A 24,481-nucleotide genomic window follows, 5' to 3' on the forward strand; every position below is an offset into this window, starting at 1 on the left:
TGAAACAAAAGGATTTATTTATTTTTCGCGACTGGCACGGTCACTGCAATTCCTCTTCTGACGAGTTGTAACACCATTTTTCATGCCTGGAGCAGAACAACAATGAATAGATCCTCTGATGGGTTATATCCTGCCTTCGAAGAGTCGAGCAGCGTTTCGGGCGTGTCCTGGGGCGCGATTTTCGCAGGTGCTGCGGCTGCCGCTGCCCTGTCGATGATTTTGGTCCTGCTCGGGTTCGGTTTGGGTTTCTCTGCCGTTTCACCGTGGGCCGGAGAGGGCGTCAGCGCCAAGGGCCTGGGCATTTCAACGATAGTCTGGCTGGCGGCGACGCAAATCATCGCTTCCGGCATGGGTGGCTATATCGCCGGTCGCCTGCGGGTGAAGTGGGCGAACATGCACGGCGATGAAGTGTATTTCCGCGACACCGCGCATGGCTTCCTTGCCTGGTGTGTGGCTACGTTGGTTACCGCAGTGCTGGTGGTCGGTTCGGTCAGCAGCGTGATCAGTGGTGGTGTGCAGGCTGGTGCCAGCGTCGCTGGCGGTGCAGCCAGTGCCATGACCCAAGCGGCCGGTACTGCAGCGGCGAACACCGACAGCAACCAGTACGGTTACTACATCGACAGCCTGTTCCGCGATGACCGTCCAGCCTCGGTCAGCGATGACGCGGCCCATGGTGCTGTGGCCCGAATCTTTGCGCAAAGTCTGGCCAACGGTCAGCTGAGTGCCGAAGACCGTACTTACCTGGCGCAACTGGTCGCCCAACGGACCAACCTGACTCAGGCCGATGCCGAGCGCCGCGTCGATGAAATCTACGCCCGCACTCAGAAAGCCCTGGCCGACGCCAAACTGAAAGCTCAACAAGCCGCCGACACTGCTGCGAAAGTCGCTGCCTGGACCTCGCTGTGGATGTTTATCTCGCTGTTGGCCGGTGCGTTCTTCGCCAGCCTCGCGGCTACTTATGGCGGTCGTCGCCGGGATGCCGTCGAGTACGTTGAAGTCGACACCTACACCACGACCACTCCGGTCCGTTAAACAAGGAGAACCACCATGCGCTCACTACTGCTGTTTTTCCTCGGCGTACCGATCCCGATCATCATCCTGATCGCCCTGTTCGTGCACTGATTGCTCCATTGAGGCCCATGCCTCGGCCGCTTCCACCTTCGGGTGGAAGCGGCTTTTTGCTTTCTGCGGGGCCAACGGCGAGAATCGCCGCCGGAAGCGGATTGGCCGCTTTTACAGCTTTTTAAGGATGAACACGTTGGACAAGAAGGAAATCAAACGCCAGTTGGTGGAAATGCTCGAAGCCGGGCGCTCGAAAACCGAAACGTTCAAAGCGTTATCGGGCGGTGCGGTCAAAGATCGCGTGTTGGCGGCCTGGATCGGTGGGCGTCCCGATCCGGCCCTCAGGGAAAAGCATTCACTCAAAGTCACCCTGCTGGTTGTGTTGACCTGCATCCAGGCATTGATCGGCGCAGTCTTCGGCTTCTTCCTGTTCTATGACACAAGCGCTGGCCTGGCACTGACCATGCTGCTGATCGCGGGCGGCATTCCGTTGTTGTTTGCATGGGGCTTCTACAAGAACGTTGCGGCGGCGTACACCGTTTACGTCCTCCTCACCATCAGTCAGGTTTCCCGCATGTTCAAGGGCTATGAGGAAGATCCGCTGTCGACCGTGATTGCCGTTGGCATCACTCTGGCCATCGTGTTCTACGCCGCCTGGATCAAATCCCTGCTGTTCCCGGACCTGGGTTTCATTGGTGCGAAGAAAATCAAAGGGCAGTTCGTCTTCTCCAATTGATCGTTGGACAATCCAACCGCTTTCACTGGCCTGGATCAATATTTTCTGCGGCGAGATCGCCTAACGTAAATGATCCCGGCCTTTGCTGAGGTATGAACTACAGTGCTTCACGCGCACCTTGTTGCGCTGCCGAAGTAACCGCGTCGACGCCCCAATCACAGCAACAATAAACGCGTCGACACGCTGTAGTGCAGCAAGGAGATGACACCACCTCAACCGAACTTTCACGGATGAACATCGCAATGCACTGCCAAGAAAGAACTTTCGATATCCAGCCGTTGGCGCAGGCGGATATGACCGTCCACATCAACGGTCAAGCAGTCACCGCTGCTATCGGCGAAACCGTCCTCAGCGTTATCCAGTCCCTCGGCGTTCGCCAGATTGCCCGCAACGATCACGACCAGGTCACTGGCGCCTATTGCGGCATGGGCGTGTGCCAGTGCTGCCTGGTGAAAATCAATGGCCGACACAAACGCCGTGCCTGCCAGACCGTAGTGCGTGACGGCATGCAGATCGAAACCCAGGTCAACCGCATCACCACGCAAGAGGTGATCGTATGAGCCTGCAACCGGTCATCGTCGGCGGCGGCCCGGCGGGGATGGCGGCAGCCATCGAACTGGCGCGCCACGGTGTGCGCTGCACCTTGCTTGAAGAAGCTTCGCGCCTCGGCGGTGTGGTCTATCGCGGGCCGCTGCGTGATGGCGTGCAACTGGATTATCTCGGCCCGCGCTACTCCGAAGCGCTGGGCAAACTGCACGGTGATTTTCAGGAGCAGGCCGGGCTGATCGACGTGCGCCTCAACCATCGCGTGGTCGGCGCCGAAGGCACCCGCGCGCTGGTGGTGCTCGATGGCGACGAGCAATTGCACGAGATCGAGTATCCGCAGTTGCTCCTGGCTGCCGGATGCCATGAGCGCAGCGTGCCGTTTCCCGGCTGGACCTTGCCGGGGGTGATCATGCTCGGCGGTCTGCAACTGCAAATCAAAAGTGGTGTGGTCAAGCCGCAAGGGCCGGTGATCATCGCCGGCACCGGGCCGTTGCTGCCGCTGGTAGCGACGCAGTTGCATGCCTCTGGCGTCAGCGTCGCCGGCGTGTATGAGGCCTGTGCGTTCGGCAAGATTGCCCGTGAAAGTCTGGCGCTGCTGAACAAGCCGCAGCTGTTCCTCGATGGCTTGAGCATGCTCGCCTACCTGAAGCTGCACGGCATCCCGATGAACTACGGCTGGGGCGTGGTCGAAGCCCACGGCGAGGGCGAGCTGAAAAGCGTCAGCGTCGCGCCGTATTCGGCCACGTGGGAACCGGACATGAGCCGCGTCGAGCGCTTTGAAGCCAAGACCCTCGCGGTCGGTTACGGCTTTATTCCGCGCACGCAACTGAGCCAGCAGATGGGTCTGGATCACGGCTTCAGCGACGATGGTTATCTGCGTGCCAATTCGAACGTCTGGCAGCAAAGCAATGAACCGCACGTGCATCTGGCGGGCGACATGGGCGGGATTCGCGGTGGTGAAGCGGCGATGCTCGCCGGCAAGATCGCCGCGACATCGATTCTGCTGCAACGCGGCGTCCTCGAAGAGGAACTGGCCCGCGTGCGCCGCGACCGCTACTTGAGCAAACTCAAAGCCATCGTGCGCTTTCGCGCTGCCGTGGATCGCTACACCGAACGCGGTGTCGGCCAGACTGCATTGCCTGCCGCTGACACGGTGATCTGCCGTTGCGAGCACGCCACCCGCGCCGACATCGACCTGGCGCTGGAGCAGGGCGTGCAAGACATCGCCAGCCTGAAAATGCGCACCCGCTTGAGCATGGGCGATTGCCAGGGGCGCATGTGCGTCGGCTACTGCAGCGACCGCCTGCGTCAAGCGACCGGCCGCAAGGATGTCGGTTGGCTGCGCCCGCGTTTCCCGATCGATCCGATTCCTTTTTCCGCGTTCCAGTCTGTCGGCACGGAGGCCGCTGCCCATGAGTAAGTTCTATGACGTGGTCATTGCCGGTGGCGGCGTGATCGGGGCGTCCTGCGCCTATCAACTGTCCAAGCGCAAAAACCTCAAGGTCGCGCTGATCGACGCCAAGCGCCCCGGCAACGCGACCCGTGCGTCGGCCGGCGGTTTGTGGGCGATCGGTGAGTCGGTCGGGCTCGGCTGCGGAGTGATTTTCTTCCGCATGATGTCGGCTAACCGCAAGCGCGAAACCCAGGGCGCGGCGGTGGCCGTGGACGCAAGTACGCCGCACATTCTGCCGGAGTCGTTTTTCGATTTTGCCCTGCAGTCCAACGCGTTGTACCCGGCGTTGCACCGAGAGCTGAAAGACAATCACGGGATGGATTTCAAGTTCGAAAAGACCGGGTTGAAATTCGTCATCTACGACGACGAAGACCGGCTCTACGCCGAGCACATCGTCGGTTGCATTCCGCACCTGGCCGATCAGGTGCGCTGGCTCGATCAGGCGGCGCTGCGCGAGTCCGAGCCGAGCGTCAGCCATGAGGCGCGCGGGGCGCTGGAGTTTCTCTGTGACCATCAGGTCAGCCCGTTCCGCCTCGCCGATGCCTACATGGAAGGCGCGCGACAGAACGGCGTCGACATTTTCGTCAACACCAACGTCACCGGCGTGTTGCATCACGGCAGCCGTGTAACCGGTGTGCAGACGGCCGAGGAGGGCGTGTTCCACTGCAAGACGCTGATCAACGCCGGCGGTGCCTGGGCGGCGGATCTGAGCGAGTGGGCAACGGGTATTCGCATCCCGGTGAAACCGGTGAAAGGCCAGATTCTGCTGACCGAGCGCATGCCGAAAATCCTCAACGGCTGCCTGACCACCAGTGATTGCTACGTGGCGCAGAAGGACAACGGTGAGATCCTGATTGGCAGCACCACCGAAGACAAAGGCTTCGACGTCACCACCACCTACCCGGAGATCGCCGGGCTGGTGCAGGGTGCGGTGCGCTGCCTGCCGGAACTCAAGGACGTCAATCTGAAACGCACTTGGGCGGGTTTGCGTCCGGGTTCGCCGGATGAGTTGCCGATTCTCGGGCCGATGCGTGGGGTGGAGGGTTATCTGAATGCCTGCGGCCACTTCCGCACCGGGATTCTGACCTCGGCGATTACTGGCGTGCTGCTGGATAAACTGGTCAACGATGAACCGCTGCCGCTGGATATCACGCCGTTTCTGGCAGATCGGTTTGAAGTCGCGCCGGTCAAACAGGAGCTGGAACTGGAACTGGTCTGACCTTGGCAAGATGATCGTTCCCACGCTCCGCGTGGGAACGCCTCAAGGGACGCTCCGCGTTCCAGCTTGCGAATTGGAACGCAGAGCGTCCCGGGCTGTATTCCCACGCGGAGCGTGGGAACAATCGGGTGTGGCTCAAGATTTGCGGGATTCTTCTTCAAGTTGGTCGGACTCAAACAACCGCGCCAGCTCCGCCCGGGCTTCCTGGGCGGTTTGCAGGACTTTCGCCGCATCGTCGTAGATCGCGTGCTGTGCCTCCAGCACCTGTTCGTCGTGATGCTTGAAGCGCTTGATCCGCGCATCGGCCTGGGCCTGGGTCAAACCGAGTCCGACCAAGGTGCGCCGGCTCATTTCCAGACTCGAATAATAGGTCTCACGAATCGCCTCCGCGCCGACATCAACCAAGCGGTGCACGTGCTGACGGTTACGTGCCCGGGCGATGATCTTCATGTGCGGATACAGCTTGCGCACCACCTCGGCGGTCTTGATGTTGGTCTCCGGATCATCCGTGGCGATCACGAAATATTCCGCCTCGCCGACCTTGGCCGCATTGAGGATTTCCGGGCGCATCGGGTCGCCGTAGAACACCGGCACACCGCCGAAACTGCGTGACAGTTCGATGGTTTCCACCGAGGTGTCCAGCGCGACGAATTTGATGTTCTGCGCACGCAGAATCCGCGCGACGATCTGGCCCATCCGGCCCATGCCGGCGATCACCACACGCGGGGTGTCAGTGTCGATCTCACGGTATTTTTCCGGCACTTCCACCGGCTGCACTTTCGGGCTGACCAGCCGCGCGCAGAGCAACAGCAGCAGTGGCGTCACCGCCATCGACAGAGTGATGGTCAGCACCAGCAGGTCATACAAGCGCGGTTCGAACAGGCCCTGATCACGACCGATCTTGAACACCACAAAGGCGAATTCACCACCCGCCGCCAAGACGATACCGAGGCGAATCGCACTGACCTTGTTCAAGCCACCGGCCAGACGTCCGACGACGAACAGCAGCGGCAATTTCAGACCGATCAACAGCAGCGTCAGCCCCAACACGGTGATCGGCGCGCTGAGCAGCAAACTAAGGTTGGCGCCCATGCCGACGCTGATGAAAAACAGCCCGAGCAGCAAACCTTTGAACGGCTCGATCTGCGCTTCCAGTTCATGGCGATATTCCGAATCCGCCAACAGCAGACCGGCGAGAAACGCCCCCAACGCCATCGACACACCGACCAGATCCATCAACCACGCCGTGCCGATCACCACCAGCAACGCCGTGGCCGTCGACACTTCCGGCAGACCGGTTTTCGCCACCACGCGAAACACTGGCCGCAACAGATAACGCCCACCGACCACGACCACGGCGATACCGCCGAGCACTTGCAAGGCGTGATTCAGGCCCTCGGCATTGCTGGTGTCCTGAGCACCACCGGCAAGCATCGGCACCAGCGCAATCAGCGGTATCGCCGCGATGTCCTGGAACAGCAGAATCGCAAACGCCAGTCGCCCGTGTGGGCTGGTCAGTTCCTTGCGTTCAGCCAGACTTTGCAGGCCGAATGCCGTCGAGGACAGCGCCAGACCAAGGCCAAGCACAATCGCACTGTTCAACGGTTGGCCAAATACCGACAACGCCAGCACGCCAATCACCGAAGCCGTCAGCAGCACCTGCGCCAGACCGACGCCGAACACTGATTTGCGCATCACCCACAAGCGTCGCGGCGACAGCTCAAGACCAATGATGAACAGCAGCAACACCACGCCCAGTTCGGAAATATGCGCGACGCTTTGTGGGTTGCCGATCAGGCCCAGCACCGACGGGCCGATGATCACCCCGGCAAACAGGTAACCGAGCACGGCGCCCAGCTGCAGACGTTTGGCCAAAGGCACGGTGAGCACGGCCGCGAACAGAAAGACGACGGCGGCTTGCAACAGATTGCCTTCATGGGGCATGGGGTTACTCCTGACAACGGTACGGCGGGGGCGACAAGGATAAGGGCTGAGTTCCTGTCACACCACTGGCACTTTCGGGTGGCGATTTTCGATTAATGTCTTTCGATGGGCGTAAAAGGCCTTGCGCTGAAGAGTGTCAGGCGCCTTGGGATTGCTTTGCGGACAAAGGCGCTTCGCCAATTATCTGGTTGGGTAAAGTTATACTTTGGTCTTGGATGTCAGTGCGTGATATTGCCGAGCCATTGCGCGATAACTCGATAATCGCTGGCGATGGGCGAAGTTTTTAATTGGAGATTCATTCATATGTCATCGGCGAGTGTGCGAGTGGTCGATAATGCAAAGCTCGAAATGCCCGTATTACGCCAGGCAGTTGCGTGAACTGGATAGTTCATAGTGTGCGACCTGTGATTAAATGTTTGTTACAACGATTGACAAGCTGAAGGCTCCGAATCTACTATTTTTCACCCGAGATGCTGGCTGTATATAACGGCTGTAATAAAGCGACCAGGATGGTCGCGAGAAGTTTTCACAAGGAATTGAAACTTTGTATCTGGACTCCATTGGATCGGAATCTCTACGTTTTCAGCGCGCTCCCTATATAGGTTTCAGCGTGGCGCAAGATCATGCGCCGGCTGAAATTCCGGCGTCATTATTGCGTCGCCAAATTCACGGCAGTCACTCGATAGGGTCCCGGGAAACCGCGGGTTCAGACGAGTTTATCTTCTTGAAAAATCGAAAACCCCTTTGCGGATTGTTTGCTTGCCAAACCGCAGGTAGCGCGTTTTTGAACGGTTCTTAACGACGACTTCAAATCAGTCTGATCGAGGCGAGCATTCATGTGCTTGTCAATCCGTCACACTGCTCAGGTTTTCAGTCTTAAGTTGTACTAGCTATCAAGATAAGTACAGCTTTTAAAGTAAAGATTTCATAAGGATTTGAAGTTTTGTACTTGGATTGGTGTCGCGTTTTTTAACGAGCATACAAATAACTCGATCGGCTCTCAATAAGTCGCGGAGCCGTGCGAGTGCGTTTTATGTGTGTGCTAACCAAGTGCTGATATCTCCCGGATCTTCGTCGAGTCGTGATCGGACGTTTTGATGCGACCTCTGCTGTAGTGCGCAAATAAGCACATTAAATCTGAAGTTTTCATAAGGACTTGAAACTGTGTACTTGGATTCCATTGATTCAGAGCGTCAACGCCTGCAACCGGACAAACTCGCGACTGCTGAGGCTCAGGCGGCATTGTCGCGAATCGAGCGGTATGACAGTCGCTCGATGTACTGCCGAGAACATGCACTGCCCAACGAGCGGATCTTTTTGAGTGGTCAGCAGGCGCTGGTGAGGTTGCTGCTGTCGCAGGCCGAACTGGATCGATCCAACGGTATTCGCACGGCGGGGTTCGTCAGTGGCTACCGGGGTTCACCGCTGGGTGGTGTCGACCGCGAACTGGTCAAGGCCAAGGCTGTGCTGGAGAGTGCGAACATCCGTTTTCTGCCCGCGATCAATGAAGATCTGGCAGCCACGGCCCTGATCGGTACGCAGCGCGTCGAAAGTGATCCGCAGCGTCTGTATGACGGCGTATTCGGCATGTGGTACGGCAAGGGGCCCGGGGTCGACCGCTCCGGTGACGCGATCAAGCACGGCAGTTCCTATGGCTCCTCACCCAACGGTGGTGTTCTGGTGGTCACTGGCGACGATCACGGTTGCGTGTCGTCATCGATGTCGCATCAATCCGACCGCACGCTGATCGCCTGGGGTTTGCCGGTGATTCATCCGGCAGGCCTTGATGACTACGAGCGCTGCGGTCTGTGGGGGTGGGCGCTGTCGCGCGTTTCGGGATTGTGGGTGGGTTTCAAGGCCATCACCGAAACCGTCGAGGCAACGGCCTCCGTTGAATCGATCCCGCTACCCGAGTTCGTCACCCCCGAGATCAATCCGGGACCGGACGGTCTGCATTGGCGCTGGCCGGACCTGCCGGGCATGCAGATCGAGCGCCGGACCGCGTTCAAATTCGACGCCGCCCGCGCCTTTGCCCTGGCGAACCCGATCGATACCGCGGTCACCGCGCCCGCCCGGCCAACGTTAGTGATCGGCGCGGTGGGCAAGGCGTATGGCGATGTGCGCCAGGCCTTGCAGCAATGTGGCATCTCCCTCGAACAACTGGAAAACGCCGGCGTCGCGCTGCTCAAGATCAACCTGGTCTATCCACTGTCGCCTGTTCTGGAGGCCTGGACCCTGCGCGCCGGTAAAGTACTGATCATCGAAGAGAAGCAGGCGATCGTCGAAGAACAGCTCAAACAGAAGTACTACAACGCGGCGCATGACCAGCGTGCGGTGATCATCGGCAAGACCGACGAACACGGCCAACCGCTGATCTCGGATCACGAAGAGCTGCGACCGTCGCGCATCGCCGCAGTGCTCAAGCAGCGTCTGCAAGGTTTGGGCATTGATCTCGGTCTTCCCGATTTCTGGCGCCTGCCCAGCGTCTCGCGGATGGAAGACTGGATCCGGCGCACGCCTTACCTGTGTTCCGGTTGCCCGCACAACACCTCCACTCAGGTGCCCAAGGGCAGTGAAGCGCGGCTCGGTATCGGTTGCCATGCAATGGCCGCGCGCATGCCTGAGCGTTCGACTACAGGCAGCGTGCAGATGGGTGGAGAAGGGGTCGACTGGCTGGGCCAGGCACCGTTCGTGCAAACCCCGCACATCTTCCAGAACATCGGCGACGGGACCTTTTTTCACTCCGGTTTCCTCGCGGTGCGTCAGGGCATCGCGGCCGGTGCGACCATCACCTACAAGCTGCTCTACAACGACGCCGTTGCCATGACCGGTGGCCAGCCGATCGACGGCAAGCTCACGGTGAAGAAAGCCGTTGAGCTGCTCAAGGCCGAAGGCGCGCAGCGAATCGTGGTGGTGGCGGACGACCTGCAGCGTTATCAGGCACATGACAGTCTGCCCCAGGGCATCGAAGTATTTCACCGTGAAAAGCTCGAAGAAGTGCAGTTGCAACTGCGCGACACCCGTGGCGTCAGCGTACTGATTTTCGATCAGGTCTGCGCCGTCGAGGGTCGTCGACGCAAGAAGCAATTGCCGGCCCCGCTGGTGAAGACTGAAGTGGTCATCAACGAAGCGGTCTGTGAAGGATGCGGCGACTGCCAGGTCAAATCCAACTGCCTGTCGGTGATCCCGGTGCAAACGCCGTTCGGCGCCAAGCGTCGCATCGATCCGCACTCGTGCAACACCGATCTGTCGTGCATCAAGGGCTTCTGCCCAAGCTTTGTGACGGTGACCGGCAAGCCGCGGCAACGGCCGCGCAAACTCGCCGACAGCGCCCAGGTGCTGGCGCGGGCCGAAGCGCTGGCGCTGGCGCTGCCGCACGTAGCGCGTTCGCTCGACCTGCCGTATGAAATGCTGCTGGTGGGTGTTGGCGGCACCGGTGTGGTGACCGTGGCGCGGGCGATTGCCATGGCCGCTCACCTCGACGGACGTGCGGTCAGCGTGCTCGACTTTACCGGTTTTGCGCAAAAGGGCGGGGCCGTATTGAGCCACATACGTCTGGCCGGTGACGCCGATGCGTTGCACCAGCACCGCATCGACATCGGCGGTGCCGACCTGCTGCTTGCTGCCGATCTGGTGGTGGCCAGTGAAGACGATGCGCTGGCAACGCTGCGACCGGACAAAACCGTGGTCATCGCCAACAGTGCTCTGACCCAGACTGGCGCAATGCTGCGCAATACCCGATTGGGTATAGAAACCGACGCGATTCAAACGTTTCTGAAGCAAAAGGTCGGCGCCGAACACTTCCACAGCCTGGATGCCGGTGAGTTGGCGACCAGCCTGGTCAGCCCGATGCAAGCCAACATGCTGTTGCTCGGTTACGCGTGGCAGAAGGGCACGATACCGGTGTCGTTGCCGGCGCTGAAAAAAGCCATTGATCTGGCCGGCAGCGCCGCGACCAACCATTTGGCTTTCGCCTGGGGCCGGTTGTGGGCGCAGGATTCGGCTTTTGTCGCGCCTTACCTGGAGCAACCCGTGGATGCCGTGTCGACAATTGCGATCCGCGACATCAGCGACATGCGCGGCCGCCGCGAAAGCCTCGAACAAATGGTCGACCATCGCAGCGAGTTCCTCAGCGGCTACCAGAATGCAGCGTATGCGGCGCGTTACCGCAAGGTCATCGAGCAACTGCGAGCGCTGCCGGCGGCCGGTGATGACAGCGCGCTGACCCAGGCAGTGACACGCAACCTCTTCAAGCTGATGGCTTACAAGGACGAGTACGAAGTTGCACGGCTGCTCACCACGCGCAGTTTCACTGACTCGCTGAAGGCCCGCTTCGACGGTGGCATTCGTCTGAAATTCCACTTTGCCTTGCCGCTGCTGCGCAAGAACCAGGCGAGCACCGGCGAGCCGAAAAAGATCGCGCTTTCCGGCTGGATCCTGCCGCTGCTGAAGGTCCTGGCCAAGGGCCGGGTGTTGCGCAACACCCGGTTCGATCCGCTGGGCTTCTCTGCCGAGCGCCGCGAAGAGCGTCGCTTGCTCAATGACTACGAGCAAACCCTGCAACGCCTGTTGCCGAAATTGAACTCGGAGAATCTGTCGGCGTTCGTCGCCTGGGCAAATCTGCCGGATTCGATTCGCGGCTACGGTCACGTCAAGGAGCGCTCGATCGCGGCGGCGCGTCTGCGCGAGAAAGAACTCATCGAACAGATTCTGGCGGACAAGCCGGTCATTCACGGTGTCGAGTCATGGCAGCCATCCACCGTCATCGCCAGGCAACTGAGCGAGGAAGAGCGCGACGTGATGGAAGCCTCTTGACCGAAGGCTACGCCAGCCCCGCAGAACAACAAATACAACAACTACCCAGATGAGCTGATAACGATGAATAACGACAGCATTGCGCCCGACCTCCTGCACAAAGGTTCGGCTGACGACGTTTTGATTGGCGCCCCCAGAGACGCGCTGCCGCTGTATGTGAACGAAACACTGATCGAGGCCAACGGGCATAACCCGTTGGTAGGCAATTACGCTGCAGGCGCCAACCAGCCACGCCGCTTCGAGATTACGCCCGAGCTGCAGAAAAACAGCCGAATGGGTGGCGATGATGAATGGAATCGGCTGAGGGCGCTGCCGTACCAGATCGTCGCCGCACAGCTGGAGGCCGCTGGAATCCGCAGCGATAGCCTGGAAGCCGCCGTGGCCGCGCTGTGCGAATCGATTCCGGCGATCCGCCGCGCCAGTTCGTTCCGCTTCATCAATAACGCCGACAATTATTTCTTCTATCGCAAGGCGCACGAACATGTGCCGGGGACGATGTTCATCGAGGCGGCGCGGCAAGCGGTTTATCACCACCTGTATCACCACACCGACCATGCGCGCGGCGCCGTCACCGTCAGCGTCAATGAGCTGAACGCGAGTTTTTTCGCTTACGCAGAACTGATGTATCCGATCGAACTGGTGGTCGACAACATGACCCCGAGCGATGCCACGTCGCCGAAGAAAATCCATCTGCGCGTTGCGTTCTATCAACGTCAGACCCTGTTCGCCACCGTCGACACCAAAGCCACCGTGATCGACATGCCGCTGTTCGAAAAGACCCGCAATATCTTCATCTACTGCAACGACTGGTTTGCACCGCTGCAACCGTTGAAGCTGGCCTGCACGATCAGCGACGCGCAGGGGCGCAAAGTTGAAGTGCAGCTATTGGGCCTGGGCAAGAGCGGTTGCGTGACGACAACGGCGGATATGTCCGAGCCGGTCACTCTGCAAATCGTCTATGAAGGCAAATTGAGTTTTACCGCCGGCATCCGCCCCGTCGGGCAGGGCAAGCATTCTTCGTGGGAATTCGCCGAGGTAGATTTCAACGGCTTGCAAGTGATCAGCGACATGATCAAGCGCGGCTTTGTCCACCTCGATGAGCCGGCCCTTGCGGCCTTGCAGCAATGATCGTGGCAACCCCCACTTTCCAGGCGGCCACCCGAACGCTGCATTTCGGCGCGCAGGCAGTGGCGAAGAATCGATTGTATTTTTCCTCGCTCGGCATGGATCTGTGTGACGAACACGGCTTCCCGCAACCGGCGTTTTTCTCGGTCTATCAAGCTTTGATGGACGGCGGCGCAGGGTTTGGTTTTCTCGGCAATGCCAGCGTCGACGCCGATGCACGTTACAACAGCCGTGGTCTGCGCCTGACCTCAGCGGCCCACGCGCAGGCCCTGCGGCCGCTGTTTGAAGCGGCGCGGGCGCGTGGTTTCCCGTTGGGCGTGCAACTGCAGCATTACGGGCCGCAGTCATTGCCGTCGAAGCAGGGAATCATTCTGACCCCCAGCGCCATCGCGTCGCCGACCATCCTCAGCGCGTACCCCGAGGCACGGGCGGTGGCGATGAGCGAGGCACAGATCCAGCGCTGCATCGAGCAGTTCTGTGTCGCCGCCCGCTATGCGCAACAGGCCGGCGCCACGTTGATCCAGCTACAGGCGTCCAACGGTTATTTGATCAGCAGCTTCCTTTCGCCAAAGACCAATCGGCGCGTGGATGACTGGGGCGGCACGCCGCTCAAGCGCGCCAGGCTGTTGCTTTCGATTGTCGACGGGATCCGCCAGGCCACCGATCACAAGGTCGCGGTCACTGTGCGCCTGGGCATGGATGACGGCCTCGGTGCAGAGGGCCAGCACGCCGCGCTGTTGGGTGATGTCGTCGCCGCGCTGGAGGCCAGTGGGGTCGCAGCGATTACCTGTTCGCTGGGCATCAGCGAGACCTTTCGTTTCTTTTTCAAAAATGCCGGGCAAGCCCTGGCCATGTCGCGGGAAGGCTGCCGCTATCTGAAGCGTTTCGTGCGGATTCCGCTGGGCTTTACCGGTTCGGTCGCGGACGTGGCGCAAGCAGATGAAATCATCGCCAGTGGCGATGCCGATTTCGTCGGGTTCGGCCGCGCCATGCTCGCCGACAACGACTTCGTCGCCAAGCAACTGGCGGGGCGAGCCGATCAGCTCAACCGCTGCCGAGGCGATGCGTTTTGTTTCCGCGACAAAAAAGAGCCCATGGCCGAGCGCGTGTATTGCTGCGTCAATCCTGCCTACCGCCGGCCAGAACAACTCCAACAGTACTACGAGGAAAACCTGAAATGAACTTCACCGCCAAGATCGCTCTCGTTGTCGGGGGCACACGTGGGATCGGCTTTGATGTCAGCCAGAAGCTGATCGAAGCCGGCTGCATCTGTTACATCACCGGCCGCAACGAAGATGATGGCCTGACCGCGCAAAGTCGTCTCGGCGAAAACTGCACGTTCATCCGCAGCGACGTCACCGACGAATCCTCGGTGATCGAGCTGTTCCGCCTCATCAACGACAAGCACGGTCGACTCGATCTGGCTGTCAACAATGCTGGCGTCACCTCAAAACACGCGCCGATCCGCGACATGGATTTCGCTGACTGGAAGCGCGTACTGGAGATCAATCTGCTGGGCCCGCTGCTGTTGCTCAAGCACGAAACCAACCTGATCTCCAAACACGCCGGCGGTTCGATCGTCAACGTCTCGTCCTGCGCCGGTTTGCTGGGGGTTGCCAAACAAAGCGCCTATTCCACCAGCAAGGCTGCGCTGAACATGCTGACTCAGGTCTGCGCGATTGAATGCGCTGAAGAAGCCCTGCCTGAGCGGCATTCGATTCGCGTCAACGCCGTATGCCCCGGGCCGACATTGGGTGGCATGAACTCGGAAGAACGCCTGAAAGCCAACCCGGAGTCCACCCGGCACAAGCTGCAAGTGACGGCGATGAAGCGCTTCGCCAACCCAGGCGAGATTTCCGCCGCCATTCTCTGGCTGCTGAGTGACGCGTCTTCGTTTGTCACCGGCACCGTGATGCCGGTCGATGGCGGCTTTTCGGCCGGTAAATTCTGATGCACACCGTAAAGCGTAACCCCACTGCAGGTGCTCGCGAAAAGGCCAGCCACCGGGTGTTTATCACGGGCGTGAGCAGCGGCATCGGCGAGGCGCTGGCGCTGCTTCATTTGCAAAACGGGCATACGGTTTTCGGCACTTCGCGTCGTCAGCCCTATGGCCTGATGGACTATCCGGACTTCCATTTTCGGCCGTTCGATCTGTCCCGGCCGAGCGCGATGGACGAGCTGTTCGAGGACAACTTTGCCAGCGTTCTGGAACAGGGCGTCGACAGGGTTTTCCTGAATGCCGGGGTCAGCGGCAACGTACCAGGGCGTGCTGCGGAATTCTCGCTGGATGAGCTGCAGCATGTGCTCAACGTCAACGTGCTGGCCAATAAAGCCATGCTTGACCTCGTGCTGTCGTCTTCCCGGCGCCCGACGACATGCGTGCTGTCAGCCTCGATGGCGGGCGTACGCTTTCGCGCGGGCACGCTGCCATACAGCCTGTCGAAAGCCGCGCTGGCGGCATTGGGCGGTGTTTACGCCGAGGAAAATCCGCAGGTCTTCTTCGCGGTGCTCGGTCTGTGCAACGTCGATACCGGTCTGTCCCGGCAGGTGAGCTTCAGTCAGCGCACTGCCGACTTCGCCGACCTCAAGTCGCTGCAGCAACGAGCCCTGGCGCCCGGTTACATGGTGTCGCCCGCACAACGCGCGAAGGACATGCTGGCGGTGATTGACGCGCCCGATGCCTACGGCATCAAGAGCGGGATATTCGTCGACATGCGCACAGCGCTGGCCGATCACCAGAAAGCGCACCCGCCATTGTCTCAAGCGTAGTGAACGCAGGGACCTGCATCAGCCAATAAAGGAATGTTGGAATGTTCAATCAAGTCAAAGCGCTGACCGAGTCAGCCGTTCGGCAACAGGATCTGTTGCTGGGTACCCCGATCGATTTGTCCCGTGGCGAAGACAGCCGCCTTTACGGCGTGGACGGCAGCATCGATTCCCTGACCCTGGTCTCGATCATTGTCGATGTCGAGGACAAACTGCGCAGCCAGCTGGGCGTTGAGGTGCGTCTGGCCGATACCGCCGACCTGCCCGAAACCGCCACGCCGTTTGCCACGCTGGGCACGCTGATCGCCTACATCATGGACCGGTTGTCTGCGGCGCAAGCGCCCGTTCAGGCCGTTTGACCGAACGAGGGGTTGGGTATGCAAGTAGCAGCATTTTTGGCTCATCTGAAAAGCGCCGGCAGCCAACTGGCAGTCGTCAGCGATGAGGGCCGCTTTACCTATGACCAGTTGCACGCACAAGTAACCGCGTACAGCGCGGAGCTGGCGGCAACATCCGTCAGCGATTCCTGCGTGCTGTTGGTCGACAACTACAGCTTCAACAGCGTCTGCATGCTGTTCGCGTTGTGGCTGCACAACAACGTGGTGGCGTTGTCTGTGCCCAAGGGCGAGGAACAGCTCGCGCAGTTGGCGGGCGCGGCGGGCGCGAGGTTTTCCGTCATTGGCGGGACGCCGGAGTTTGCGCTTGTCCAGCACGCCAACTCTGTCTTGCCACCGACCGTAGACGGACTGCTGTCGCGGCACCAGGCCGGCTTCATTGTGTTTTCTTCAGGCTCGACAGGTCCTGCCAAAGGCGTGGTGCACAGCATTGCGCCGTTCTTCGAGCGCTACCTGAGTGCCGAACACTGCGGCGCGATTCTGGCGTTTCTGCTGTTCGATCACATCGGTGGGCTGGTCACGGTTCTGCAGGCGCTGGCGACCCATGGCACGCTGATCCTGCCCAAGGAGCGCTCGCCGCAAGAGGTCGGGCGCTGTATCGAATCGTTCAACGTGCAAACCCTGCACGTCTCGCCGACGCTACTGAACCTGGCAACGATCACTGGCGTCTTCCAGAAGTGGAACACGAGCAGTCTGCAGCGCATCTATTTCGGCTCCGAACCGAGTTCGCCGGAATCCATCCAGCGCATTGCCAACGTCATGCCGCACGTGCAATTGCAGCAGTTGTACGGGATGTCGGAAATCGGCGTGCTGCCGTGCCGCAGCAAGGCCGGCGACAGCACGTGGATGAAGATCGAAGACCCGAACTACAGCCTGCGGGTGGTCGACGGTATTTTGCACGTGCGCGGCGCAACCAACATGCTTGGCTACCTGGCCAGCGCTGGTGACCTGGCGAGCGACGGCTACCTGATCACTCATGATCTGGCCGAGGAGCACGAGGGCTATTTCCGGGTCACGGGGCGGGCGGTCGATCTGATCAATGTCGGTGGCAAAAAGGTCTTTCCGTCGCACGTGGAAAGTGTGCTGATGGGCCTGGAAAACGTCGCGGATGTGGTCGTTTACGCGCAGCCCAACCCACTGCTCGGGCAAATCGTCGCCGCGCGTTTCACGCTGTTCGAGCCGGAAAGCCTGGACGCGTTCAAGGTCCGCTTGTATGCACACGTTCGCGGCGTATTGGCGCAGGAACAACTGCCGCGGGTGGTCTCCATCGCCGAGACTCCGCTGTACACCAGCCGCTTCAAGAAAATGCGTCACCCCGGCGCTCTCGCCCAGTCGTGAGACCGCTTTACTCATCACGTTATAAGGAAATGACAAATGGTTGATCTGGAAAAAATGCGCGCAAGCATCGCTGAAATCCTGCTCATCCCGGTGGCCGAACTGCACGGTGAGACGCGGCTGGAAAACAGCGATAACTGGGACTCGATGGCGCGAATCGGGATTGTCGCCCTGGTGTTCGAACAAACCGGTGTGAACGTGTCGGGCGAGGAGATCGACGGTGTGGTCACGGTGCAGGATCTGTTCGATCTGATCGACCGGAAAATCGAGGTCGCCGCATGAGTCTGCTGACCATTGAGGGCGTCGCAATTCGGGCGGTCACGGCGGCGCTGCCCGAGCGTCGGGTGACTGAAGAGGACTTTGCCGAACTGTTCGGCGCCAAGGAAGTTGCGCGTATTGCCAAGAGCACCGGCATCCATTCGATCCGCGAAACCAGAACCCTGCACACCTCCGATCTGATCATCGCCGCGTGCCGCAACCTGCTCGATCAAGGGCATGCGGCACCACAGGACATCGATGGCCTGATCGTGGTGACCCAGACGCCCGACTCGTGGGTGCCGGGCGTCGGCTTCATGGTGCAGCAGGCCCTCGGCCTGCCGCAGCATTGCCTGGTACTGAATGTGGCTGCAGGTTGCTCCGGCTATATCTCTGCGCTGGTTCAGGCGGGCGCGCTGATTTCATCCGGGGCCTGCAGGAAAATCCTGCTGTGCACCGGGGACGTGACCACGCGAATCCTCGATGAACGCGACCGCCATGTGAAAATGCTCTTTGGTGACGCTGCGTCGGCAACGTTGCTGGAGCCGGGTGCAGGCAAGTTCGAGTTCATCTGCGGCGCCGATGGCAGCGGCGCCGCGGCGCTGCAGTCCGACATCACCTACGCGCGGGAGGCGGGCAACCACGATTGCGCGACCATCCAGCGTTTGCAGATGGATGGCACGGCGGTGATGAATTTTGCCCTGAGCCGGGTCCCGCAGACCGTCAAGGCTTTGCTTGAGGCCACGGGATCAAGTCCTGCTGCGCTGGACTTGCTGGTACTGCACCAGGCGAACGCGTTCATGCTCAATTACCTGCGACGGATGATTGGCGTGGCGGCGGAAAAGATGCCGGTCGACATCGATGGCGTCGGCAACACCAGCTCCACCTCGATTCCGATCGTGTTGTCGCGTCATGCCGCGATCGGCACGCCGCAGGCCGAGCACGTTGTGTTGTGCGGTTTCGGCGCCGGGCTGTCGTGGGGCGCTTTGAAGGTCGATCTGCGTCGCACGACCGCTGTGGCACCTTGCGAAGTGCCGGAGAAAACCGCTCTGGCGGACGAACCGGCTCTGGCTCCGAGTGAGCGTTTGCAGGCCTGACCGCTACGCAATGGCATGACATGGCACCCTTGCGGCGATCCTCGGATCGACCTCAAAGGTGCCACGCCTTGGTTCAAATCGTCTGATCACGGGACAGCTGTTTCATGAAGCGAAAATTCTGCAACGCACTGGGTATCATCGGACGCAAGGCCAATCTGACGTGGGAATATCCTTCGCCTTTTCTGCCGCTGTTCCAGTTTCACGAGCGGCATGAGTCGGGTGCGATCCGTGCGCAGTCCGAGGACATCATCGCCGCCGTTTGCGCGTTGGACATGCGTGAAGACCGCGTCGTCGATTCGCTGTTATCCCTGCGCGAGTTGCCGGGGAAAATATTGCGAAGATTGGCGGGCGGCGCTTCGCAGCCGCAAACCGCGCCCTTTGGTTTTGACGCTTTCACGCTACTGGAACGCACCCCGACAGAAGTGTCTCTGGGTCTGGCAGGACGCTTCTGGCGCCCGGACCTGAAGACTGGCCATATCGCTGATGCTCAAGCCTTCAAGGCGCTGGATGATCCAAGCGCGGCGAAACTGCTGCTGCGTTTTCAGGTCATCGAACATCCACAAGGCATGCGCACGTTGCGCAGCGAAACCTTTGTGTATTGCGCCACCACGCGCAGCAAAATGCTCTTCACCCCGTATTGGCTGCTGATTCGTCTGGCCAGCGGCTGGATTCGCCGGCGCAATCTTGCTGCCATCCAGCGGCAATTCTCGACAGAACGGGTGGTGTAAAAAAGCGCATCAATTGGTTACATTGATAGCCTCTGCGAATCAATCTCCCGAGTCCCGCCATGGCCATCAACTTCGACCTTAACGACCTGCAAGCCTTTCGCGCCGTGGTCGAGCAGGGCAGTTTCCGCAAGGCCGCCGACACCGTGCGCCTGTCGCAACCGGCGTTGAGCCGGCGCATCGAAAAGCTTGAAGACGCCCTCGGTGTAAAACTCTTCGAACGCACCACACGCAAGGTCAGCCTGACCCAGGCCGGACGCGGTTTCATGCCCAGTGTTGAGCGATTGCTCGACGATCTCGATGTCGCGTTGCTCGGTATCAGCGAAGTCGCATCAACCCGTTTGGGCCATGTCACCGTCGCCTGTGTGCCGTCGGCGGCGTACTACTTCATGCCGCGAGTGGTTGCGCGCTATCACCAGCAATTCCCGCGCATCAAAGTCAAAGTACTCGACTCCAGCGCGCACGATGTCTTGAGTGCAGTGGTCAATGGCGAGGCGGATTTCGGTTTGAGTTTTCTCGGCACGCAGGATGCCAAAGTCGAGTTCGAACCGCTTGTGCAGGAGTGCTACGTCGTCGCTTGTCGTCGCGATCATCCGTTGGCCGGGCGCAGCAGCGTGAGCTGGGACGAGTTTTACCAGCAGGATTACATCTCGCTGGACAAGACGTCCGGCAACCGCTTTCTGCTCGATCAGGCGTTGAGCAGCGTGGTGCCGCAACGTTCGAGCATCTGCGAAACCCGGCATGTGACGACGATGATCGGTTTGGTGGAGGCGGGGTTGGGCGTGGCGGCGGTGCCGGCGATGGCGATGCCCGGGCCGGATCATCCGATCCTGACGCGGGTGCCGCTGACCGATCCGCAAGTGATGCGCAGTGTCGGCATCATCAAGCGCCGGGGTCGCACGTTGACCCCGGCGGCATTGGAACTGGAGCGGCTGGTGGTGGAAATGAAAGTCCAGCCGCCGATTGTCAGCGCTTGACCGAGTCCAGTCCGGTGGCCTGCACGTCAGCTTGCGCGGCCGGCGCGGCGAGGTAGGCGAGCAAGGCTTTGGCTTCTTCCGGATGCTGCGCGCCGACTGGAATCCCGGCGGCAAAACGCGTCACCGACTGTACCGATTCCGGAATCTTCGCGACGAAACTCACACCCGGCACTGGCAGCAGTTCGCTGACCTGCTGGAAGCCCAATTGGTAGTCGCCAGTGGCAACCACCGAGCCGACCGGGATTTTCGGGATCATCTTGGCCTTCGGTTTCAGCTGATCTTCGATGCCCAGTTTCTTGAACAACTGCTGCTCGATGTACACACCGCTGGCGCTGTCGGAGTAGGCCACGGACTGCGCATCAAGCAAGGTTTTCTTCAGGCTGTCGACACTGCTGATGTCCGGTTTCGGCGCGCCTTCGCGCACCACCAGACCAATTCGCGAGTCCGCCAGCTCAACGCGCGAGGCCGGGTCGACCTTGCCTTGCTTGATCAGGTCATCGAGGGCGTAACCGACCATGATCACCACGTCGGCATGCTCACCGCGTGCGAGGCGATTGGGGATCGCCTCGGGTGCTTTGCCCATCGATGGGCCGAGGCTGGTGGTCAGTGTGTTGCCGCTGGTGGCAGCGAATTTCGGCCCGAGAATCTTGTAGGCGGCAGTGAAGCCGCCGGAGGTCATCACGCTCAATTCTTCGGCCTGGGCCGCGAGGTTGAACGCGAGACCGGCGAGCAGGGCGGTGACAGTAAACAGTTTTTTCATGGCGAGTTTTCCTCAGGCCGCGACAGGTTGCAGACGACCACCGGCACGGCGGTACAAATAAAGAGTGGCGCACAAGGCACACAGCGCACCGATGCTCATCCAGTAACCCGGCGCGGCTTTATCGCCGGTGTACTGAATCAGGAAGGTCGACATCGCCGGGGTGAAACCACCGAAAATGGCGGTTGCCAGGCTGTAGGCGAGGGAGAAACCGGCAACGCGCACTTCGACCGGCATGATCTCGGTGAGCGCCGGAATCATCGCGCCGTTGTACAAACCGTAGATAAACGACAGCCACAACAGCGACAGCAGCATGTGGCTGAAGCTCGGCGCCTGCACCAGATACGACAGCGCCGGATAGGTCGTGGCCAAGGCCAGCAGCGACATCGCAATCAGTACCGGACGACGACCGATACGGTCGGACAACAGGCCGCCAATCGGCAGCCAGAAGAAGTTCGACACGCCGACCAGCAAGGTCACCAGCAGCGCATCGGAAGTGCTCAGGTGCAGCACGGTTTTGCCGAAGGTCGGCGCGTACACGGTGATCAGGTAAAACGCGGTGGTGGTCAGCGCAACCATCAACATGCCGCCGAGTACCACACCCCAGTTTTGGCCAAGGGTACGGAACACTTCGCCCATGCTCGGGCGGTGTTTGCGCGCGGCGAATTCTTCGGTTTCCGCCAGGTTACGGCGCAGGAAAAAGATGAACGGCACGATCATGCAGCCGACGAAAAACGGAATCCGCCAGCCCCAATCGGCCACCACATCCGGCGCCATCCACGCGTTCAACGCATAGCCCAACGCGGCGGCGACGATGATCGCCACTTGCTGACTGGCCGACTGCCAAGCGGTGAAGAAACCTTTGCGACCCGGTGTGGCGATCTCGGCGAGGTAAACCGACACACCGCCCAATTCCGCACCGGCCGAGAAGCCTTGCAGCAAGCGTCCGATTAACACCAGAGCCGGCGCGAACAGGCCGATGCTTTCGTAACCGGGCACCAGCACAATCAATATCGTGCCACTGGCCATGATCGACAGGGTGACGATCAAACCTTTGCGCCGGCCGACATCATCGATGTACGCACCGAGCACAATGGCCCCCAGCGGACGCATCAGGAAGCCTGCGCCGAACACCGCAAAGGTCATCATCAGGGAAGCGAACTCACTGCTCGCCGGAAAGAACACCGCCGCGATCTGCGTGGCATAGAAACCGAACAGAAAGAAATCGAACTGTTCGAGGAAGTTGCCCGAGGTCACCCGGAAAATGGCGCCGGCCCGCGAGCCGTTGTGTGGGATTGAGGCTGTCATAGAAAAGTACTCCACCGCTTTTATGACGTGCGCGACGGGAGAGCGGCGCACGGTTTTTATTGAGGCGGATGGTGGCGCAGATGTAACAATCTGTTAATTGCATTGTTGGCATGGATTGATGTGCAAAGTGGATCAATTCGTCTATGTCGATACCGCGGACCATTGTGGGAGCGAGCCTGCTCGCGAAAGCGGTGGCCCAAACGATGAAGATGTTGAATGTGCCGGCCCCTTCGCGAGCAGGCTCGCTCCCACAGGTTTTCGTGGCACCTGCAAATTCTGCTTACACCACAGCCTCCTGTAGGCCTGCGCCTGCTCGCGATAGCCGCCCCACTGACAACTACAATCCTCCAGTCTGCCCCGGCAAAAAAACAAGGAATGATTCCCGAACCCGGCAGTCCGAGTTCAGGTAGCACACATCACAGGAGGTTCACCGATGAACAGCAAAACCCTAATCGCCAGCCTGGCCCTCGTCGCCGGCATTGCCGGGATCAGCCCACTTGTTCAAGCGGCGCAAACCTCAAATGAACAGGCCGTGCAATCCCCGGTCAGCGACCGCGAACTGAAGGTCAACGACCGCGCCCCGGACATTTATCAGCGCAGTGAAAAAGCCATCGACTGGAAAGCCAAGGGCCTGAAAAAGCCTGTTGATCAGGCGCAATGGGTACAGATCAATGACCAGTACGTCATGGTGATGATCACCAACGGGACGATTGTCGAGATGAAACCGGTCGAGCGCTAGAAAATACCAGCCAGAAAGAGCTATGCGAGACTTGCTTTACCAACGATTTCTGTCGCTTAATCGAGCCAAAGGAATGGCTCACTAAGGACAGTTAATGTTTATTACATCCGCTAGCCCGGAAGACGTGCTCCGTTGGTTCAAGAATGCCGACCATGGCCAAGAAGTTCTTTGCTTGCTGTTGGCAAACGAGAGAAGTCTTGCCGCCAGCACCAGTAAAGATGGAAGCGGCCTGCTTTCCTTAATAAAAAATTACTCCAAAACCAACGTCGCCTTGGGCAGTCGTATCGCATTTCTCGTTTTTCATGCTCAAGCGGAAAAAATGTTGGAACTGCCAGGAGCCAGGAGTACGCGCAAGATATTTTTCGCCGATAACCTGTTAGCGCCTGAGAGTCACGTCACATTACCTCTGAGTGAGGTGCCTGTTTTCAAAGATGTCAGTGAAGACGATTTTGCCCGTCGCATGATCCTTGCCGAAGAGACCGCCGAGTCAACCTTGCAACTGGACGCCAGTTTCGTTGAGCTGCTAGGGATTGACGCGCAAAGCTTGCCCGCCATTTGTACTTTTGTCCGAGGTATTGATGAGGTGGCAGTCAAGTCGTTGCCCGCTCAATGGACGCAAAAGGAAGTGCAGGAGTATTTCCATGCGCTGCAGGCATTTTTGGACGAGCTGGATGCAACTCCGCTTCCACCGCCGATGGGGGGTATCGAACAGGCTTATGGGCATCTAGCTGATTTGATCGTTTCCATCGAGGCCAACAAGAGGAAAGTCGACAAGGTCTTGCTGGCGCTCGCCAAACATTCCAGTTTGCCGGAATCGGAGCAGCGATTGGTCGACGGTTTTATCAAAGAACAGAGCGGGACAACAGAAGCTCTCCAAGCGCTTTTCTCCCAATTGCCATCCATCGATTTTTCGCTTGCGAGCCAGGAGTCGCGACGACTCAAATGTTTGCGATTGGCGGAGAGTATTGATAGCGCGCTGGAATTACTTCGTGCTTACCACGTTGACCGTTTTAATGAGACCGAAGAGCTGCAACTGGAAAGAATCGAAAGGCGCCAGGCTCAACTTTCTGAGTTTGTTCATAAACTTGCTGCTAAGCGTACACGTACAACACTGGGCGCCCCGCGTGCGCTTCCAGCAGGTTTCTGGACGGTATTGGGGCGGGCTAAAGACATATTGGATATCACCAAAACATTGTCGGAACTCCTGAAACCTTCATAACCCCAGTA

At 59.6% G+C, this 24,481-nt stretch carries 21 protein-coding genes; 18 read left to right on the top strand and 3 right to left on the bottom strand.

The annotated features are described in order from the left end of the window. Nucleotides 1-102: 102 nt before the first annotated feature. The 5 genes from FGA82_RS11210 (at nt 103) to hcnC (ending at nt 5,016) form a co-directional block, all read left to right on the top strand. On the top strand, nt 103-1,032 hold the full coding sequence (locus FGA82_RS11210; RefSeq protein WP_141127132.1) for a hypothetical protein: 930 nt from the start codon (nt 103-105) through the stop codon (nt 1,030-1,032). Nucleotides 1,033-1,258: 226 nt separating this feature from the next. Further along, nucleotides 1,259-1,798: a hypothetical protein gene (locus FGA82_RS11215; protein WP_141127133.1), complete on the top strand. Its 540-nt coding sequence runs from the start codon at nt 1,259-1,261 to the stop codon at nt 1,796-1,798. A 242-nt stretch (nt 1,799-2,040) separates the two neighbouring features. After that, nucleotides 2,041-2,358 (top strand): cyanide-forming glycine dehydrogenase subunit HcnA, encoded by a 318-nt coding sequence (gene hcnA, locus FGA82_RS11220; RefSeq protein ID WP_141127134.1) that lies wholly within the window; start codon nt 2,041-2,043, stop codon nt 2,356-2,358. Continuing rightward, nucleotides 2,355-3,764: a cyanide-forming glycine dehydrogenase subunit HcnB gene (hcnB, locus tag FGA82_RS11225; protein ID WP_141127135.1), complete on the top strand. Its 1,410-nt coding sequence runs from the start codon at nt 2,355-2,357 to the stop codon at nt 3,762-3,764. The genes hcnA and hcnB overlap by 4 nt, the downstream gene beginning before the upstream one ends. Beyond that, nucleotides 3,757-5,016, top strand: a complete 1,260-nt coding sequence (gene hcnC, locus FGA82_RS11230; RefSeq protein ID WP_141127136.1) for a cyanide-forming glycine dehydrogenase subunit HcnC — start codon at nt 3,757-3,759, stop codon at nt 5,014-5,016. The genes hcnB and hcnC overlap by 8 nt, the downstream gene beginning before the upstream one ends. Before the next feature lie 135 nt (nt 5,017-5,151). Here hcnC and FGA82_RS11235 read toward each other — a convergent pair whose 3' ends face one another. Then, entirely contained in the window at nt 5,152-6,960 is a 1,809-nt protein-coding gene (locus FGA82_RS11235) for a monovalent cation:proton antiporter-2 (CPA2) family protein (RefSeq protein WP_095118284.1), read from the bottom strand. A 1,164-nt stretch (nt 6,961-8,124) separates the two neighbouring features. Between FGA82_RS11235 and FGA82_RS11240 the strand changes: the two genes are divergently transcribed. From FGA82_RS11240 to FGA82_RS11290, 11 genes are all read left to right on the top strand, one after another. Next, the gene (locus tag FGA82_RS11240; RefSeq protein WP_141127137.1) at nt 8,125-11,775 is read left to right on the top strand and encodes an indolepyruvate ferredoxin oxidoreductase family protein; all 3,651 of its coding nucleotides are present in this window, start codon (nt 8,125-8,127) and stop codon (nt 11,773-11,775) included. Nucleotides 11,776-11,838: 63 nt separating this feature from the next. After that, entirely contained in the window at nt 11,839-12,903 is a 1,065-nt protein-coding gene (locus FGA82_RS11245) for an AfsA-related hotdog domain-containing protein (RefSeq protein WP_141127138.1), read from the top strand. Continuing rightward, nucleotides 12,900-14,081, top strand: coding sequence for an NADH:flavin oxidoreductase (locus FGA82_RS11250; protein ID WP_141127139.1), 1,182 nt, complete (start codon nt 12,900-12,902; stop codon nt 14,079-14,081). The genes FGA82_RS11245 and FGA82_RS11250 overlap by 4 nt, the downstream gene beginning before the upstream one ends. After that, nucleotides 14,078-14,851, top strand: coding sequence for an SDR family NAD(P)-dependent oxidoreductase (locus FGA82_RS11255; protein ID WP_141127140.1), 774 nt, complete (start codon nt 14,078-14,080; stop codon nt 14,849-14,851). The genes FGA82_RS11250 and FGA82_RS11255 overlap by 4 nt, the downstream gene beginning before the upstream one ends. After that, nucleotides 14,851-15,669 (top strand): SDR family oxidoreductase, encoded by an 819-nt coding sequence (locus FGA82_RS11260; RefSeq protein ID WP_141127141.1) that lies wholly within the window; start codon nt 14,851-14,853, stop codon nt 15,667-15,669. The genes FGA82_RS11255 and FGA82_RS11260 overlap by 1 nt, the downstream gene beginning before the upstream one ends. 41 nt (nt 15,670-15,710) lie before the next feature. Beyond that, the gene (locus FGA82_RS11265; protein WP_141127142.1) at nt 15,711-16,025 is read left to right on the top strand and encodes a hypothetical protein; all 315 of its coding nucleotides are present in this window, start codon (nt 15,711-15,713) and stop codon (nt 16,023-16,025) included. 18 nt (nt 16,026-16,043) lie between these two features. Continuing rightward, nucleotides 16,044-17,399 carry an ANL family adenylate-forming protein gene (locus tag FGA82_RS11270; RefSeq protein WP_141127143.1) on the top strand — a complete coding sequence of 452 codons (1,356 nt, stop codon included), beginning with the start codon at nt 16,044-16,046 and terminating at the stop codon, nt 17,397-17,399. Between the two features lie 36 nt (nt 17,400-17,435). Beyond that, the gene (locus FGA82_RS11275) at nt 17,436-17,678 is read left to right on the top strand and encodes an acyl carrier protein (protein ID WP_141127144.1); all 243 of its coding nucleotides are present in this window, start codon (nt 17,436-17,438) and stop codon (nt 17,676-17,678) included. Beyond that, a complete protein-coding gene (locus tag FGA82_RS11280) occupies nt 17,675-18,748 on the top strand; it encodes a ketoacyl-ACP synthase III (protein WP_141127145.1) in 1,074 nt (357 codons plus the stop codon). The genes FGA82_RS11275 and FGA82_RS11280 overlap by 4 nt, the downstream gene beginning before the upstream one ends. A gap of 104 nt (nt 18,749-18,852) precedes the next feature. Beyond that, nucleotides 18,853-19,476 carry a hypothetical protein gene (locus FGA82_RS11285; RefSeq protein WP_141127146.1) on the top strand — a complete coding sequence of 208 codons (624 nt, stop codon included), beginning with the start codon at nt 18,853-18,855 and terminating at the stop codon, nt 19,474-19,476. A 59-nt stretch (nt 19,477-19,535) separates the two neighbouring features. Then, nucleotides 19,536-20,450: a LysR family transcriptional regulator gene (locus tag FGA82_RS11290; protein WP_141127147.1), complete on the top strand. Its 915-nt coding sequence runs from the start codon at nt 19,536-19,538 to the stop codon at nt 20,448-20,450. Here FGA82_RS11290 and FGA82_RS11295 read toward each other — a convergent pair. After that, nucleotides 20,440-21,210 (bottom strand): substrate-binding domain-containing protein, encoded by a 771-nt coding sequence (locus FGA82_RS11295; RefSeq protein WP_141127148.1) that lies wholly within the window; start codon nt 21,208-21,210, stop codon nt 20,440-20,442. The genes FGA82_RS11290 and FGA82_RS11295 overlap by 11 nt on opposite strands. Before the next feature lie 12 nt (nt 21,211-21,222). Next, nucleotides 21,223-22,515, bottom strand: a complete 1,293-nt coding sequence (locus FGA82_RS11300) for an MFS transporter (protein WP_095048013.1) — start codon at nt 22,513-22,515, stop codon at nt 21,223-21,225. Between the two features lie 433 nt (nt 22,516-22,948). Between FGA82_RS11300 and FGA82_RS11310 the strand changes: the two genes are divergently transcribed. Together FGA82_RS11310 and FGA82_RS11315 are read left to right on the top strand one after the other, a co-directional pair. After that, nucleotides 22,949-23,254, top strand: a complete 306-nt coding sequence (locus FGA82_RS11310; protein ID WP_141127149.1) for an RcnB family protein — start codon at nt 22,949-22,951, stop codon at nt 23,252-23,254. A 94-nt stretch (nt 23,255-23,348) separates the two neighbouring features. After that, a complete protein-coding gene (locus FGA82_RS11315) occupies nt 23,349-24,473 on the top strand; it encodes a hypothetical protein (RefSeq protein WP_141127150.1) in 1,125 nt (374 codons plus the stop codon). Nucleotides 24,474-24,481: the final 8 nt, after the last annotated feature.

Origin of the sequence: Pseudomonas fluorescens (assembly GCF_005938625.1) — a bacterium.
Taxonomy (GTDB): domain Bacteria; phylum Pseudomonadota; class Gammaproteobacteria; order Pseudomonadales; family Pseudomonadaceae; genus Aquipseudomonas; species Aquipseudomonas fluorescens_BD.

What these genes read in the sequence shown, in the direction of transcription:
- FGA82_RS11210 (WP_141127132.1), top strand. Translation starts at nt 103, where the DNA reads ATGAATAGATCCTCTGATGGGTTATATCCTGCCTTCGAAGAGTCGAGC.
- hcnA (WP_141127134.1), top strand. Translation starts at nt 2,041, where the DNA reads ATGCACTGCCAAGAAAGAACTTTCGATATCCAGCCGTTGGCGCAGGCG.
- hcnB (WP_141127135.1), top strand. Translation starts at nt 2,355, where the DNA reads ATGAGCCTGCAACCGGTCATCGTCGGCGGCGGCCCGGCGGGGATGGCG.
- hcnC (WP_141127136.1), top strand. Translation starts at nt 3,757, where the DNA reads ATGAGTAAGTTCTATGACGTGGTCATTGCCGGTGGCGGCGTGATCGGG.
- FGA82_RS11235 (WP_095118284.1), bottom strand. Translation starts at nt 6,960, where the DNA reads ATGCCCCATGAAGGCAATCTGTTGCAAGCCGCCGTCGTCTTTCTGTTC.
- FGA82_RS11245 (WP_141127138.1), top strand. Translation starts at nt 11,839, where the DNA reads ATGAATAACGACAGCATTGCGCCCGACCTCCTGCACAAAGGTTCGGCT.
- FGA82_RS11250 (WP_141127139.1), top strand. Translation starts at nt 12,900, where the DNA reads ATGATCGTGGCAACCCCCACTTTCCAGGCGGCCACCCGAACGCTGCAT.
- FGA82_RS11255 (WP_141127140.1), top strand. Translation starts at nt 14,078, where the DNA reads ATGAACTTCACCGCCAAGATCGCTCTCGTTGTCGGGGGCACACGTGGG.
- FGA82_RS11260 (WP_141127141.1), top strand. Translation starts at nt 14,851, where the DNA reads ATGCACACCGTAAAGCGTAACCCCACTGCAGGTGCTCGCGAAAAGGCC.
- FGA82_RS11265 (WP_141127142.1), top strand. Translation starts at nt 15,711, where the DNA reads ATGTTCAATCAAGTCAAAGCGCTGACCGAGTCAGCCGTTCGGCAACAG.
- FGA82_RS11270 (WP_141127143.1), top strand. Translation starts at nt 16,044, where the DNA reads ATGCAAGTAGCAGCATTTTTGGCTCATCTGAAAAGCGCCGGCAGCCAA.
- FGA82_RS11275 (WP_141127144.1), top strand. Translation starts at nt 17,436, where the DNA reads ATGGTTGATCTGGAAAAAATGCGCGCAAGCATCGCTGAAATCCTGCTC.
- FGA82_RS11280 (WP_141127145.1), top strand. Translation starts at nt 17,675, where the DNA reads ATGAGTCTGCTGACCATTGAGGGCGTCGCAATTCGGGCGGTCACGGCG.
- FGA82_RS11285 (WP_141127146.1), top strand. Translation starts at nt 18,853, where the DNA reads ATGAAGCGAAAATTCTGCAACGCACTGGGTATCATCGGACGCAAGGCC.
- FGA82_RS11290 (WP_141127147.1), top strand. Translation starts at nt 19,536, where the DNA reads ATGGCCATCAACTTCGACCTTAACGACCTGCAAGCCTTTCGCGCCGTG.
- FGA82_RS11295 (WP_141127148.1), bottom strand. Translation starts at nt 21,210, where the DNA reads ATGAAAAAACTGTTTACTGTCACCGCCCTGCTCGCCGGTCTCGCGTTC.
- FGA82_RS11300 (WP_095048013.1), bottom strand. Translation starts at nt 22,515, where the DNA reads ATGACAGCCTCAATCCCACACAACGGCTCGCGGGCCGGCGCCATTTTC.
- FGA82_RS11310 (WP_141127149.1), top strand. Translation starts at nt 22,949, where the DNA reads ATGAACAGCAAAACCCTAATCGCCAGCCTGGCCCTCGTCGCCGGCATT.
- FGA82_RS11315 (WP_141127150.1), top strand. Translation starts at nt 23,349, where the DNA reads ATGTTTATTACATCCGCTAGCCCGGAAGACGTGCTCCGTTGGTTCAAG.